The organism is Paenibacillus sp. FSL H7-0716, from assembly GCF_038002705.1.
GTDB lineage: Bacteria > Bacillota > Bacilli > Paenibacillales > Paenibacillaceae > Paenibacillus_AQ > Paenibacillus_AQ odorifer.
This window is the reverse complement of record NZ_JBBODA010000024.1, coordinates 71,962-85,314: the sequence shown is the minus strand read 5'-3', so window position 1 is coordinate 85,314 and position 13,353 is coordinate 71,962. Positions and strand designations below refer to the sequence as shown.

General features: G+C 45.7%; 15 protein-coding genes and 2 riboswitches. Of the genes, 11 read left to right on the top strand and 4 right to left on the bottom strand.

Annotated elements, in window-relative coordinates; translation table 11 throughout:
* Positions 1–42 precede the first annotated feature (42 nt).
* The gene (locus MHH60_RS24530; protein ID WP_256715231.1) at positions 43–165 is read right to left on the bottom strand and encodes a hypothetical protein; all 123 of its coding nucleotides are present in this window, start codon (positions 163–165) and stop codon (positions 43–45) included.
* A 420-nt stretch (positions 166–585) separates the two neighbouring features.
* Here MHH60_RS24530 and MHH60_RS24525 point away from each other — a divergent pair, with 420 nt between their 5' ends.
* The 6 genes from MHH60_RS24525 to MHH60_RS24500 all read left to right on the top strand — a co-directional run bounded on the left by MHH60_RS24525 (position 586) and on the right by MHH60_RS24500 (position 5,123).
* Entirely contained in the window at positions 586–1,314 is a 729-nt protein-coding gene (locus MHH60_RS24525; protein ID WP_076138231.1) for a hypothetical protein, read from the top strand.
* 61 nt (positions 1,315–1,375) lie between these two features.
* Complete coding sequence (locus MHH60_RS24520) at positions 1,376–1,771, top strand: GntR family transcriptional regulator (protein ID WP_076138233.1); 396 nt, start codon at positions 1,376–1,378, stop codon at positions 1,769–1,771.
* 18 nt (positions 1,772–1,789) lie between these two features.
* Complete coding sequence (locus tag MHH60_RS24515) at positions 1,790–2,719, top strand: ATP-binding cassette domain-containing protein (protein WP_076138235.1); 930 nt, start codon at positions 1,790–1,792, stop codon at positions 2,717–2,719.
* A gap of 4 nt (positions 2,720–2,723) precedes the next feature.
* Positions 2,724–3,626, top strand: coding sequence for an ABC transporter ATP-binding protein (locus MHH60_RS24510; protein ID WP_036676693.1), 903 nt, complete (start codon positions 2,724–2,726; stop codon positions 3,624–3,626).
* Positions 3,619–4,899, top strand: coding sequence for an ABC transporter permease (locus MHH60_RS24505; RefSeq protein WP_076138237.1), 1,281 nt, complete (start codon positions 3,619–3,621; stop codon positions 4,897–4,899). The genes MHH60_RS24510 and MHH60_RS24505 overlap by 8 nt, the downstream gene beginning before the upstream one ends.
* A gap of 35 nt (positions 4,900–4,934) precedes the next feature.
* A complete protein-coding gene (locus MHH60_RS24500) occupies positions 4,935–5,123 on the top strand; it encodes a hypothetical protein (RefSeq protein WP_076124477.1) in 189 nt (62 codons plus the stop codon).
* Between the two features lie 467 nt (positions 5,124–5,590).
* On the opposite strand, the gene MHH60_RS24495 is transcribed toward MHH60_RS24500, so the two are convergent.
* The 3 genes from MHH60_RS24495 to MHH60_RS24485 all read right to left on the bottom strand — a co-directional run bounded on the left by MHH60_RS24495 (position 5,591) and on the right by MHH60_RS24485 (position 7,162).
* Positions 5,591–5,950 carry a hypothetical protein gene (locus MHH60_RS24495; RefSeq protein ID WP_143766771.1) on the bottom strand — a complete coding sequence of 120 codons (360 nt, stop codon included), beginning with the start codon at positions 5,948–5,950 and terminating at the stop codon, positions 5,591–5,593.
* Between the two features lie 133 nt (positions 5,951–6,083).
* The gene (locus MHH60_RS24490; RefSeq protein ID WP_051490930.1) at positions 6,084–6,605 is read right to left on the bottom strand and encodes a hypothetical protein; all 522 of its coding nucleotides are present in this window, start codon (positions 6,603–6,605) and stop codon (positions 6,084–6,086) included.
* Between the two features lie 14 nt (positions 6,606–6,619).
* On the bottom strand, positions 6,620–7,162 hold the full coding sequence (locus MHH60_RS24485; protein ID WP_143766772.1) for a hypothetical protein: 543 nt from the start codon (positions 7,160–7,162) through the stop codon (positions 6,620–6,622).
* A gap of 80 nt (positions 7,163–7,242) precedes the next feature.
* Positions 7,243–7,407: riboswitch (cyclic di-AMP (ydaO/yuaA leader) on the bottom strand.
* A 419-nt stretch (positions 7,408–7,826) separates the two neighbouring features.
* Positions 7,827–8,016: riboswitch (cyclic di-AMP (ydaO/yuaA leader) on the top strand.
* 251 nt (positions 8,017–8,267) lie between these two features.
* On the opposite strand from MHH60_RS24485, the gene MHH60_RS24480 reads away from it, so the two are divergent.
* The 5 genes from MHH60_RS24480 to kdpC all read left to right on the top strand — a co-directional run bounded on the left by MHH60_RS24480 (position 8,268) and on the right by kdpC (position 13,291).
* Entirely contained in the window at positions 8,268–8,684 is a 417-nt protein-coding gene (locus MHH60_RS24480) for a hypothetical protein (RefSeq protein WP_076124472.1), read from the top strand.
* Positions 8,685–8,810: 126 nt separating this feature from the next.
* A complete protein-coding gene (gene kdpF / locus MHH60_RS33345; RefSeq protein ID WP_076101420.1) occupies positions 8,811–8,888 on the top strand; it encodes a K(+)-transporting ATPase subunit F in 78 nt (25 codons plus the stop codon).
* Positions 8,889–8,900: 12 nt separating this feature from the next.
* Complete coding sequence (gene kdpA, locus MHH60_RS24475; protein WP_076138243.1) at positions 8,901–10,577, top strand: potassium-transporting ATPase subunit KdpA; 1,677 nt, start codon at positions 8,901–8,903, stop codon at positions 10,575–10,577.
* 16 nt (positions 10,578–10,593) lie between these two features.
* Entirely contained in the window at positions 10,594–12,627 is a 2,034-nt protein-coding gene (gene kdpB / locus MHH60_RS24470) for a potassium-transporting ATPase subunit KdpB (RefSeq protein WP_076138246.1), read from the top strand.
* A 76-nt stretch (positions 12,628–12,703) separates the two neighbouring features.
* On the top strand, positions 12,704–13,291 hold the full coding sequence (gene kdpC, locus MHH60_RS24465; RefSeq protein ID WP_370511185.1) for a potassium-transporting ATPase subunit KdpC: 588 nt from the start codon (positions 12,704–12,706) through the stop codon (positions 13,289–13,291).
* Positions 13,292–13,353: the final 62 nt, after the last annotated feature.

Here is a 13,353-nt window from a genome sequence, read left to right as displayed (position 1 = left end):
CCCGCATCACACAATCGGAACTGCACCTCCGCCATACCCGCATCACACAATCGGAACTGCACCATCCGCCGCGCCCGCATCACACAATCGGAACTGCACCATCCGCCGCGCACACATCACACCCCCGAACCAGCACCACAGCTGCACCAGCATCCTAACCCGCACCAGTATCCGCTCGCACTCACCACCCGGCACCCGCCTCCCTCAACGCACTTCACACCAACACGCTGCATAGAAGCAGAGAGTGAGCTCTTACTACTTCATTCCCTGAATGAATTATCTAATAAACTCAATTATCCCAGTTACATTCGCCCCGTAGCATTCTGCTTCAATTCTGCCTCAATTCCCCCTCATTGTAGTTAATCTCAATAAATAAGCGTTACCTAACGTCTGAGAGTATCTTCATAAGCTTGAAGTATGAGGTTGCCCAAACCTCCTATTTCTTTTGAATAATTTCCAGTTACAGGATTGACAATGAAAAACTAAGGTCATATACTGTGTATATAGATATATACAGTAAGCACAGGGATATGAACACCTGCTTCTGCTAGACGCTGAAGACATTGTAAAGCGAGGTTAGCATTAATGAGAACATTAAAAGATTCATGGTTTATGTTGCGCTCTGATTTTCGCGGAGACAAATTAAAAATATTAGGGACCCTCGTAATAACAGTTGTTTTTATGAGTTATCTTGGTGGACTGACTAGCCTGATAGCAAATGATGTACTAGGTGAGCAGGATCGGACGATGTTAGCGGATTTCTTATTTCTCTCCTTTATCCCCTTATTGGGATTAACATTCTCTCGCCGCTCCATGAAATATTGGAGTGAAGACTCTTACACAAAAATGTTAGTTTACTTACGAACTTTACCGATCCCAGCTGCAGTAATATTATCGCGGAGGAAACTTCAGGGTGTGGGCTCCTTTACTCTAAATGGTACGTTATTCTTCGTTATTATTTACTTGTTAGGAGAGAATTTCCGGGCAGAACTGGCGGTTCCTTCGTATATAGCTTTTGCGATTACTTGGCTCGGCTTCGGATTTATGGTCTCCGGTCTATATATTTTTATTGAGTATCTTTTTAGCGGCAAAGCTTATCTATGGCTAACATTGCTTATCGTAGTTTTATCGTGGGCAACTTCGTTCCTAGTTACACTGGGCGGAGGCAGTTTGTTCTTATACAGTATCTCCTATTCCAAGGAGTGGGGGCTGTTATCTCCGATCATGTGGGGGTCACTTCTGCTGGGAACAATATCTGTGCAGTTATTCTCTAAATGGACTATACATCGGCTGAAAAGTCGCAATCTCGTATAAAAAATCGGAAATGGCAAGGATTGCGCTCTAGCACGCTAGAGTGGAAGGCGAGGTGTAAATAATGTGGATACCGGTACAAATCAACGAAAATAGTGCAGAGCCCCTCTATCATCAAATAGAGACTCAGCTTAGATCATTAATCATTAGCGGAGTCATTACGGAAGGAACGCTACTGCCCTCGATTCGTGAGTTCGCAGGCGATTTGAAATGCAGTGTAATTACAGTGCGGCGCGTATATCAGGATCTGGAGAACGAAGGGTTGCTGCGAACGCGACAAGGAACAGGTACCTTTGTATCCCATATAGGTGACGGAGCAATGGAAGAATATAAACGTGAAACGGTTGGCAAAGCACTTGAAAGTGCAGTGGATATCGCCCGATCGGTACATTGCAGCAAGGATGAACTTGAACAGATTTTTATGGAGATTGTAGAACGCAAGTATAGAGAAAAGGATTGAGAGGGGGCGCTTACTCATATGGTACAGATGGCTATAGAATTGCGGAATGTACTTAAACGGCGACGAAACAAGACGATAGGACCGCTGACCCTGAATCTGCCTAAAGGATATATTACAGCTTTGGTAGGTCAGAATGGATCCGGCAAAAGCACGCTGCTGAATCTGCTGATGCAGCTGACTAATCCAGAGGAAGGCGAGATATATTGGTTCGAGAACAGGTATGATAGCGGGTTGTCTCTGGAGCTTCGCCAGACCATTGCCTATGTTCCTGAAACGTCAATTACTGAGGAGAACCACTGGAATGCAGAGGAGGCAGCTCGATTTCGGAAGTATTGGTATCCCAATTGGGACGATCAGTATTTTCAGGAGCTGATGGATCGCTTTGAGGTTCCGTATCATATGAGACTTTCGAAGATGTCTAAAGGGGAACGCCGGAAATTCGAAATTGCTGCAGCACTTGCGGCGCGGCCAAGTCTGCTGCTATTGGATGAACCTTCATCGGGTCTTGATCCTTTTGCCTGGAAGATTATGATCGAGACACTTCGTAAATATATGGATGAGCACAATGCAACGATTATCATCTCCACACACATTGTGGATGAGGTGCGACGGCTGGCAGATTATATCGTCCTTATGCATCGGGGTGAACTGCTGGGCATGGCTGAAAAAGACAGTCTGTTCGGTGCTTGGACCGAGGTTTGGGTGAATGCTGCGGATGAAGAGGAGCTTGCGGAATTATCGGCTGAGTTGCCAGGAGGCTTGCACTTTACCATGGATACACCGGGTGTAGCTTCTTTTATCATAGAACAATTTTCTGAAAACGAGAAACGCATTCATGACTTGGGCGTAAAGGTTATCAAGAGCCGCAGTTTGGAACTGGACGAAATATTAAGTTTATGGACACAGGGTCATCGTCCTATTCTAATTGACCACAAGAGAGGGGACTAGAGAAATGGAAGCCTTAAAGCTGGAAAGTGTAGTTAAGCAATATGGAGAAAAAACCGCAGTAAACGGAATTAACCTAACCGTAGGTAAAGGGGAAATTTACGGATTACTGGGGGCGAACGGCGCGGGGAAAACAACCACGATGCGTATGGTACTCGGCCTAATCTACCCTGATGAGGGCAAGATTTTGTATAACGGGAAGCCTTTCAACAGTGAACTGCAGCAACTTATGGGTTATCTGCCCGAAGAACGTGGACTATATCCTAAGGTGAAGATCAGCGATCAAATCGTTTACTTGGCCCGCCTGCGTGGGATGTCAGCTAGTGATGCAGATAAGAGCCTGCGCTATTGGCTGGATCGATTCGAGGTTCCGGATTATTACAATAAAAAAATAGAAGAGCTTTCCAAAGGAAATCAGCAAAAAATGGGCTTTATCGCCGCTGTCGTTCATAAGCCGCAGATTCTGATTCTAGATGAAGCTTTCAGCGGGCTGGACCCTGTAAACGTGGAGCTGTTGAAAGATACGGTCAAAGAATTACGTGATTCGGGAACAAGTATCCTCTTCTCTACGCACCGGATGGAGCATGTGGAAGAGCTATGCCGTAACATTACGATTCTCGATCGTTCCAATACGGTCGTTCAAGGGGATATCCGCACGATCAAGAATGGCTACCCGCGGGAAGAAGTATTGCTGCGTACAGCTAATGAGGTAAAAGGTCTGGAGTCCATCGCAGGTGTTACAGCAGTGAAACGGCTGGAGCGTGGGTATCTGTTATCGATCAGTGAGATCGGTGCAGCACAGCGTATTTTACAGCAGGCGATAGCACAGGGTGAAGTGGAGCATTTTGAAATCAAGGAACCTACGTTAAACCAAATCTTTATCAGAGCGGTGGGTGAATCTAATGAATAAGATGGGGACAATTATCGGCTTTACCTTTAAAAATAAAGTTAGAACGAAATCATTTATGATTACTACTTTGATTCTAGTATTATTGCTCAGCATAGGGATGAATCTTCCCTATATCATCGATCAGTTTAAGGGTGATTCGGCCAAAAGTGAAGTTACTCAAATTGCTGTGATTGCTGAAGAGGGAAATCAGGTTGCAGAATTGTTGAAGGCTTATACTGCGCCAGAGGGCATGCCACAGGCTAAGATAGTACAATATGCTTCTGCGGAGGATGCCGAGTTAAAGAAAGCATTAGATGAAGAGACAGTAGAAGGTTATGTTACTTTTGCGGAACCTACTGGTGAAGGGCTTCCACCCGTTACTTATCATAGTAATGATGGAGAACTAAACGGAGATGTTCAAGTTTATCTTCAAAATGCACTTCAGCAAGCAAACACACAATATATCGTTGGTGACAAGCTGACCTCTGAACAGATTGCTGCAATGTCAACACCAGTGCAGATTACTACACAACAGCTTAACGCAGGCGGTGGCAGTGAAAACTCTCAGGAGGACACTCCGGCCATTAACTACATTATCGTATATGCCATGCTTATGTTGTTCTTTATGTCCATTATGATGACAGGCAACATGATTGCCGCTGAGATAACCTCTGAGAAGAGCTCGCGGATTATGGAGATTCTGATTACAAGTGCCTCACCTTTAGCGCAAATGTTCGGTAAAGTTATCGGTGTTTTCCTAGTAGGAATACTACAAATTGGGATCTTTGTCGCAGCGATCGTCGTCAATTTGACGCTCCCGCATAATGCGACTGTATTGGCTGATTTTGATCTCGATTTAGGTCAGCTCAATATTAACTTGCTGCTATATGGATTTGTCTTGTACGTATTAGGTTACTTCCTCTATGCCTTGATGTATGCGGCTGTAGGTTCGATTGTCAGCCGTACGGAGGATCTCGGTCAGGCGGTAATGCCAATCATGATGTTAGGCTTCGTAGCGTTCTATGTTCCACTGTTCAGTATCTCCAATGCAGATACTCTAGTGGTTAAGATAGCGAGTTATGTGCCTTTCACCTCACCATTGACGATGCTGCTCCGAATTGGTGTCGGCGAGGTGGCGATCTGGCAAGTCATTGTATCGCTGCTGATCCTGCTTGTGACTACCTTCATCTTCGGATGGCTGGCGGCCAAGATCTATCGTACCGGCGTACTGATGTACGGCAAACGCCCAAGTATTAAAGAAATCAGAAAAGCAATGAAAGCTTACAAGATCTAAGATGACCTCATAATAACTTTTAAGGAGTGCTAATGATGTCTACAAGCGAACAATATACCATTATGCTTTTAATGAGTTCGGTATCGCTGGCTACGGTTAGTAGAATGCTTCCGGATGGCTCCACTTTTATGGATTTCGTTCAAGGCGTATTGACCGGTGTTGCTATAGTGGGGATGTTGGCAGGATTGTGGATGTACGGTAAGGCGCGTAAGAGTAAAGTGTAATAATAGTAGGCACTGAATTTTCGGGGGTATCCTAACAGCCATTTATGGTTGCTGGGATATCCCCGTTTTTGAGTTGGCAAACTCTTTGTATACGAGCTGATCTAGCTAACGGACCCAGCAGTACTTAAATGCAACAATCATCGAGATTTAGCAAGATATCGGACACTATAGTCGCTATTGGCATGAAAAAGGGTGAATTAGTAGCTCTTTTAACCAAATTGTTGCACTGGAGTCCGATACTATGCTCAAAAGGCAATAAACGTGCAAGTAACGTCATCTGGGTCCGTAAGCCTTGCCTTGGTGGAAGATGATTAGGGCTTGCTTTAAGACGATCCGAGACGCTCATCGCTCGGGATTTCTACTGGAGTCCGGACACCGGCTATATTTGAGGAAAAGCTTCAATTAAAGGCTCCTGAGTCCATTAGTCGCTTCATGCGCTCAAAGATCGTTTGAATTCTAGTCAGAGACTAAATTATAGAAAGATTTGCGCTCGTTAGTATATCCGCTTGGGCGGTCATCTGCTCCCGTACAGCTCTAAGCTGTGCTTTCAGTGCGGGAACACTTTTTTGCAGAATAATGCTTATTTGAGAAAGAGGCAGCTTTAAGCCGTACCACAATACCTTCACAAGCTGTTCCTCCCAAGGTAATGCCTTAGCCGATAGAAGCGAGCGCCGGGCAAAAGAATCAGCACACTGGCGAATACAAGTGCGGTAAGCGTGGATAGAGAATAACTGAGGGTCGAAGTCATCCTGACGATATATTTTATGAAGCTCTGTGAAGGTACAGATAGTAATCTTGTCTGCCTCATTAGATTGTTCTAACAACATGGAACTAAGTACGTAGACTTCATTAGTATACTTTTTAACACACTCTGCAAATTTAGTACTGTAGGTGTACACGGAAGGTAAGGGGTCAGGCATGGTGAACACGATCCTTTCAGAATGAGAGATTTGCTTGAATCTATAATATAGAAAAATAAGAGATGGATTTATTGATAAGATCGGCGGTGTCTGGTTCCGGGCAACTGTGTTTCTGCTGGGAGGCAGTGGATAAAGCTTTGGAAGGTTTGTAGTAGAGCCGTTCACTTCTGGAATTGCTCCCCCCAGCTGCAACACTGTACAGACGCCCCTGCTGAATATGCCCTGCCAAGGATTTGCCCTGGAGCTTGGCCTTTAAATCCTGCAAAGCACCCTGAACTAGCTCAAGCTTAACCTGCTCCCAATCTGAACCTTCGCGGCGGACCTTATCCAGCGCTTCCTCAAGACGGCAATGACAGATAGCCCGTAAAAAAGAGCTCCATTTAATGAGATCAAAATTTTTGGTGTTGGCAGAGATCAGACAAGCCCCCCAACTGCATCCTCCCTTACAAGTGAGCTTCAGAATACCATAACGGCAGCCTTCAGCCCCTTCCATTCCATAGTGGATAGGCTCGGGTTCATCCAATACAAATACTTCAATGCGGGATAGTCTGCGCTGGTCCATAGTAGGGTTCCTCCTTAGATTTCCAAAAGCATTAAGTCAACATGATGAGTGACACTAGCCTTTTCTACACAAGCGAGCATTTCCATTTTATTCTCACAGACTGCGGTATGCTCTAACCATAGTCGGAACTTCTCTTTCCGTATAACAGATAGATGTAAGGGAAAGGTGCTGCGGGATCTCAAGACATACCAACCGGCGCTTACATCTTTCCAAGGCTCCTTGAAGGCTGTAAACCACGGGAGTTTTTGGTGCGATGACCAATCCTGCTGCTGCTGTTGTTCTCGAATTTTTTTATATATTTCATATACAATCTTAGAGTCTAAACAGTCTTTACAAGAAGAAGGTGTGCTGAACTGGCGAAGGGCTTGAATCTGGTTCTGGCCAAATGCATAGCCTACAATGTACCTGTGATTATTTTCTTCGAACCACAAGGCCCCGAAACAAACGTAATTTAGACTTATCGGCTCAAGCAGCCCTTGATGTATCCCTAAATAATAGTGCTTCAAAACATTCACCCCATCCAGCGTGCTATCACCTAATAGGCTCAGGTAACGCAAAAACCGCAGCAAGAGGAGGACCTCTGCTGCGGTTTTGGATTACAGGCAGATATACCTGGGCCAAAGCGTGGCGGATCAAGGGTCTCTCTCTTTACGCTTACGAGGTTAGCTGTCGGATTCGGACGGTGAGAGTCGCCCTACCTATTGAGACTTACGCAGTCTCCTTTGGATTCACCCCAAGTAGGCCAGACGGCCTGATGGTTCCCCCGTTCCCTGCAAATGCAGGAACTCAGCGTTGATTGTTTTTCATGAATTAGATTCAACCCGAATCATACTCTTTTCAAGATTTTCTGTAAAAAACGGAAAATGTTCTTTTAGAGCAATTTTAACCATATCCTGCCGACTACGACTGAAAAACGAGGTAAATAGGTATTTATGGCGTGTTATCGCGCCTCTTTCTCGCTCAACCTCAGCTTCTTGCGTTTCTACCTATAAAGGGAATTTACAGTTTTTTTGCTCTAAAAAGGTGAATAAAATCACATGAGTTATAGATAGCGATTAAACGCCCGAAACTCGAGTAAACAAGAGATATAGAGAGATTAGATATCAAGTAAGCGCTATCTAATGGGAAAATAGTTTTTAATTTGCATTATTTTGGCATCATTCAGGTTTTACAAGTCTTCGTGCATAAGAGTATGATTACTCCTGTTTCAACGACAATCGAATATTTGATCCGCTTAATTTCCGATAAGGAAAGCGGGGGAACCAACAATCGGCAGCCGATGTGAGAGTCGGAAGCCGATTATGGGGTGAATCCTGTAGAGGGTGCGAGTGAGCTCGCATCTATACAGGTAGGGCGACTCTCACCGCCCGAATCCGACAGCTAACCTCGTAAGCGTATGGAGAGAGGATGAGTGCAATGTGACCGCTAGCGAGCCACAGAGGAGATCCTTTGTGGCTTTTTGCTGTGCTCTTAGAAGCAAAGCATTTATGGAGGCCTCCCCTAAGAGGTCGCTAAATTCATCATTAGCGGTATTTGTTAGGCAGCGTCTAATGACGTGACACAACCGAGCTTTAGGTTGTGCCCGAAAATGACGATAGGTCAACATCCTTTCGGAGATTTTCGTTGCCTCCTTGTTGTAAATGAGCAGGAGGAGAAAAAAAGATGACGGATCAGAATGAATATGTGCTTGTATGTGCGCCTACAAAGGCGGGAGAACATTTCATTAAACTTCTGAAGTTCAGGGGTATTAAGATGGCGGGATTAACCAACAATGTGGCTGAGAAAGCTTTACTTGAGGAGCTCGGGATTGAGCAGGTTATTCTAGTGGATACTCGCCATCAAAGCACTTGGTTTCGCCCGTCGTTCCCGGTAGGCAGGGTATATCTGTTTGAGAGCAGCTTTCCGCTTTGCTGCCGCTATATCCAGATGTGCCGTACCTGGACGACACAGCCAATTTTTGTGATTACAAGTTCAATAAATCCTAGATTGGTCTATAAAAGACTTGGTGCGAGCTATGTAATCTATTCCCATAGTGGTGATGCTGATTTTCTAATCGATAGATCACCTCATCAAGGATAATGGAAGGAGTGCGGAAGATATGATGGATCTGTATATGGTGGCTTCGTTAGCTGTAATTTACGGGTTGTTTTATGGCTTTATGCGCTGGTGCGCAGGTGTAGTTGAGGATACGGGGAGGGATAAGCTGTGATTCTAGTAATCGCTGTTACCCTACTGTTGTTTATATATCTGGTTTACGCGTTGATTCATCCTGAGAAATTTTAAGGAGGGGCATTCATGGGCATTTTGCAAATAGTCGTCGTAATTGTAATTCTCATCTTGCTGGTCAAGCCGATGGGGACGTATTTATATCATGTATTTTCTAACGAACCGAATCGTACGGATCGCTGGTTTGCAGGCACAGAGAAAGGTATTTATAAGCTGATCGGCCTGAAAAAACGGGACGGAATGTCCTGGAAGAAGTATGCACTCAGCTTTGTTTTAACTAATATCGTACTGGTTGCTTTCAGTTATATTTTCCTAAGATTACAGCGGGGATTGCCGCTGAACCCGAATGGAATTGCCGATATGGAACAGACGCTTTCATTCAATACGGTGATCAGCTTTATGACCAATACGAACCTGCAGCATTATAGCGGGGAGACGGGGCTATCGTATTTTTCACAAATGGCAGTCATCACGATGATGATGTTCACGTCTGCAGCGAGCGGATTTTCTGTTGCGGTTGCTTTTGTCAGAGGGATTACAGGACAGAAATCAGTCGGGAACTTTTTCGAGGACTTTGTAAAAGCACATATTCGTGTATTCATTCCATTAGCTCTGCTAGTTTCATTGGTGCTGGTAGGATTGCATGTGCCACAAACGCTCAAGCCATCGCTTGAGGTCACTACACTCGAAGGGCAGACGCAACAAATCGCTATCGGTCCAGTCGCTTCTTTGGAATCAATTAAACACTTAGGTACGAATGGTGGCGGCTTCTTCGGAGCCAATTCAGCGCATCCTTTTGAGAACCCTAATCCACTTACGAACGTTCTGGAGATTCTCTCTATGTGGATGCTGCCAGCCTCTTTGCCATATATGTACGGATTGTTTGCTAAGAACAAACGTCAGGGCTGGGTGATTTTCACAGCAATGATGACCTTGTTCGTTCTGCTGCTGGGATTGAATTATTATGCGGAAACTAAAGGCAATCCCGCTATTAATGCGCTGGGGATCGAGTCTTCGCAAGGCAGCATGGAAGGTAAAGAGGTGCGTTTTGGGATCCCGCAATCTTCGCTGTTCACTTCGGTAACAACGGCAGCTACGACAGGTAGTGTTAACAATATGCATGATACGCTGACACCGCTGGGTGGCATTACCCCTCTGGCCCTAATGATGCTCAATAACGTCTTCGGGGGAAAAGGTGTCGGATTAATCAATATGCTGATGTATGCCATCATGGGCGTCTTCTTATGTGGATTAATGGTCGGCAGAACACCAGAGTTTCTCGGGCGAAAGATAGAAGCCAAGGAGATGAAGCTGATTGCGATTGCCATCCTTGTGCATCCGTTCATTATCCTTGTACCAACAGCAGGTGCGTTCTTAACGGACTTGGGCAACAGCTCCATTACGAATCCCGGATTCCATGGACTTAGCCAAGTGTTATATGAATATGTCTCTTCTGCCGCGAACAATGGTTCAGGATTTGAAGGGCTTGCGGACAACACCACCTTTTGGAATGTTACAACTGGGATCGTAATGCTGCTTGGCCGTTATGTCTCTATAATCGCGATGCTGGCAGTTGCAGGTTCACTGATCCAGAAGAAGCCAGTTCCTGAGACGATTGGCACATTCCGCACAGACAATGGTCTGTTTACCGGAATTCTGATTGGTACCGTAGTAATTATCGGTGCGCTGACGTTTCTGCCGGTCATTGTGCTCGGCCCGATTGCAGAATATTTGACCTTACGGTAGGAAGAGGGAGAACAAGATGAGTACTGTAAAAAGAAAAAAGCTGCTGACGGGACCCATACTCCTAAGCGCTGTAAAGGATAGCTTTATTAAGCTTAACCCGGTGACGTTAATCAAAAATCCGGTCATGTTTGTAGTCGAAATCGGTACGATTATTGTATTGCTTATGGTACTGGCCCCCGGATATTTTAATGCAGAGAAATCGGTAGGCTTCAATATCACAGTGTTGTTCATTTTGCTATTCACAGTGTTGTTTGCCAACTTTGCTGAAGCGCTGGCTGAAGGCCGCGGGAAAGCCCAGGCGGATTCACTCAAGAAAACGAAACAGGATATCACAGCTAACAAACTCGTTGGAGGGTCTGTGAAGACCGTTTCTTCTTCCGAGCTTCGTAAAGGAGATATCGTCATCGTTAGTCAGGGAGAACTTATCCCTGGCGATGGTGAAGTAATTGAAGGGCTGGCCTCCGTAGATGAATCGGCAATTACAGGTGAATCTGCACCTGTTATTAAGGAAGCTGGCGGAGATTTTGGCTCAGTCACAGGCGGCACCCGGGTAGTCAGTGATGAGATTAAAGTCAAAATTACCAGTGATCCCGGTGAGTCATTCCTGGATCGGATGATCTCCCTCGTTGAAGGGGCGAAACGTCAAAAGACACCCAATGAAATTGCATTAAATACACTCTTGATCAGTCTGACGTTGATTTTCCTGATTGTAGTAGTGACCTTGCGGCCTATTGCGACTTATCTGGGCGTTGATCTAGATATTCCTGTTATGATCGCTCTGCTGGTCTGTCTGATCCCGACCACAATCGGGGGACTGCTCTCCGCTATCGGGATAGCAGGGATGGACCGCGTCACACAGTTTAATGTCCTTGCTATGTCAGGGAAGGCTGTTGAAGCTGCCGGCGACATTAATACAATGATTCTAGATAAGACCGGTACGATTACTTTCGGAAACCGGATGGCGAGTGATTTTGTGCCTGTTGGAGATGAAACGGAAGCTGAGCTTACGGCTTGGGCAGCTATTAGTTCGCTAAAGGATGAGACTCCGGAGGGACGTTCTGTTATTGAGCTGGCTAAGAAGCTGGAACGCAGCTATGACAGCAAACTTGCTGAAGGCGGAGAGTTCGTAGAGTTTAAGGCTGAGACCCGTATGAGTGGCATAGATCTACGTGATGGACGATCTGTTCGTAAAGGGGCAGTCGATTCCGTGAAGAAATGGGTACAGTCGAAGGGCGGAGTCATTCCCGCGAACCTCGACAGTAATTCCGATGCTATCGCTCGGATGGGGGGGACCCCGCTTGCTGTTGCGGTAGACAACCGGATTTATGGACTTATTTACTTAAAGGATACGGTTAAGCCAGGCATGAAAGAGCGGTTTGATGAGCTGCGAAAAATGGGAATCAAGACTATCATGTGTACAGGGGACAATCCGCTGACCGCAGCTACTATTGCCCGTGAAGCAGGGGTAGATGATTTTATTGCAGAAAGTACACCTGAGGATAAAATAGCGGTTATCCGCCGTGAGCAGAACGAAGGCAAGCTGGTGGCAATGACTGGCGATGGTACAAATGACGCACCTGCCCTTGCCCAAGCTGATGTGGGCTTAGCGATGAACAGTGGGACTACAGCCGCTAAGGAAGCAGCAAACATGGTTGATCTGGACTCCGATCCCTCGAAGATCATTGAGGTTGTAGCTATTGGTAAACAGCTACTGATGACGCGGGGCGCGTTGACAACGTTCAGTATTGCGAATGATATCGCTAAATACTTCGCAATTATTCCGGCAATGTTCATGCTCGCTATTCCTGAAATGGAAGCCCTGAATGTCATGGGATTGGGTTCACCTAGCTCGGCAATTATATCTGCATTAATATTTAATGCGATTATTATTCCGCTGCTGATCCCATTGGCTATGAAAGGTGTCTCGTATAAAGCGATGAGTTCTACGAAGCTGCTGGGACGTAATATTTTTATCTATGGTTTAGGTGGGGTAGTCGTTCCATTTGCGGGCATCAAACTTATTGATTTGCTCGTAAGTGTATGGATATAACAACGGATTGACTAATCATTGAAAGGGTGAGAGCATCGTGAATAACAGAAAGTCGATTGCGGACGCTGAAGAACAGTTGTCATCATCGAAGGGTGCTAATTTCTTTATCATATTACGGCTATGTCTAGTGTTTGTTGTTCTCTGCGGAGTGATTTATCCGCTGACTACTACAGCGATTGCTCAAGTTCTGATGCCATCGCAAGCAAACGGCAGTCAGCTGAAGAATGACGCGGGAGTAGTTGTGGGCTCAGAACTCATCGGGCAAAGCTTTACGGATCCGGCGGTATTCCATGGCCGTGTATCCAGCATTGATTATAAAGCGGAAGCTTCAGGCTCCAATAACTACGGCCCATCCAACCCGGATATGCTGCAGCGGACGAAGGATTCCATCACACAGTGGCAGCTGGATAATCCGGATGTGCCTGTAAATAAGCTGCCGGTTGATTTAGTAACCAACTCAGGTTCAGGTCTTGATCCGCATATCACTCCTGCGTCAGCAATCGTGCAGATTCCCCGGATCAGTAATTTGACCGGGCTTCCAGCCACGCAGCTGGAAGAGCTAGTGAATAAGCAGACCGAAGGTCGCGATCTAGGGCTGTTTGGTGAAGAGCGGGTAAATGTTCTGAAGCTGAACATGGAGCTGCAGAAATTAACGAACAAATAAATATAGCTAATATCCCTGCCCGATTGTTCACATTGGGTCAGGGATATCTTGCTTTCTGGCAT

Bases quoted from the DNA above. Each gene is read 5' to 3' on its own strand.
- MHH60_RS24525 (WP_076138231.1), top strand. From the start codon at position 586: ATGAGAACATTAAAAGATTCATGGTTTATGTTGCGCTCTGATTTTCGC.
- MHH60_RS24520 (WP_076138233.1), top strand. From the start codon at position 1,376: ATGTGGATACCGGTACAAATCAACGAAAATAGTGCAGAGCCCCTCTAT.
- MHH60_RS24515 (WP_076138235.1), top strand. From the start codon at position 1,790: ATGGTACAGATGGCTATAGAATTGCGGAATGTACTTAAACGGCGACGA.
- MHH60_RS24510 (WP_036676693.1), top strand. From the start codon at position 2,724: ATGGAAGCCTTAAAGCTGGAAAGTGTAGTTAAGCAATATGGAGAAAAA.
- MHH60_RS24505 (WP_076138237.1), top strand. From the start codon at position 3,619: ATGAATAAGATGGGGACAATTATCGGCTTTACCTTTAAAAATAAAGTT.
- MHH60_RS24500 (WP_076124477.1), top strand. From the start codon at position 4,935: ATGTCTACAAGCGAACAATATACCATTATGCTTTTAATGAGTTCGGTA.
- MHH60_RS24495 (WP_143766771.1), bottom strand. From the start codon at position 5,950: ATGTTGTTAGAACAATCTAATGAGGCAGACAAGATTACTATCTGTACC.
- MHH60_RS24490 (WP_051490930.1), bottom strand. From the start codon at position 6,605: ATGGACCAGCGCAGACTATCCCGCATTGAAGTATTTGTATTGGATGAA.
- MHH60_RS24480 (WP_076124472.1), top strand. From the start codon at position 8,268: ATGACGGATCAGAATGAATATGTGCTTGTATGTGCGCCTACAAAGGCG.
- kdpA (WP_076138243.1), top strand. From the start codon at position 8,901: ATGGGCATTTTGCAAATAGTCGTCGTAATTGTAATTCTCATCTTGCTG.
- kdpB (WP_076138246.1), top strand. From the start codon at position 10,594: ATGAGTACTGTAAAAAGAAAAAAGCTGCTGACGGGACCCATACTCCTA.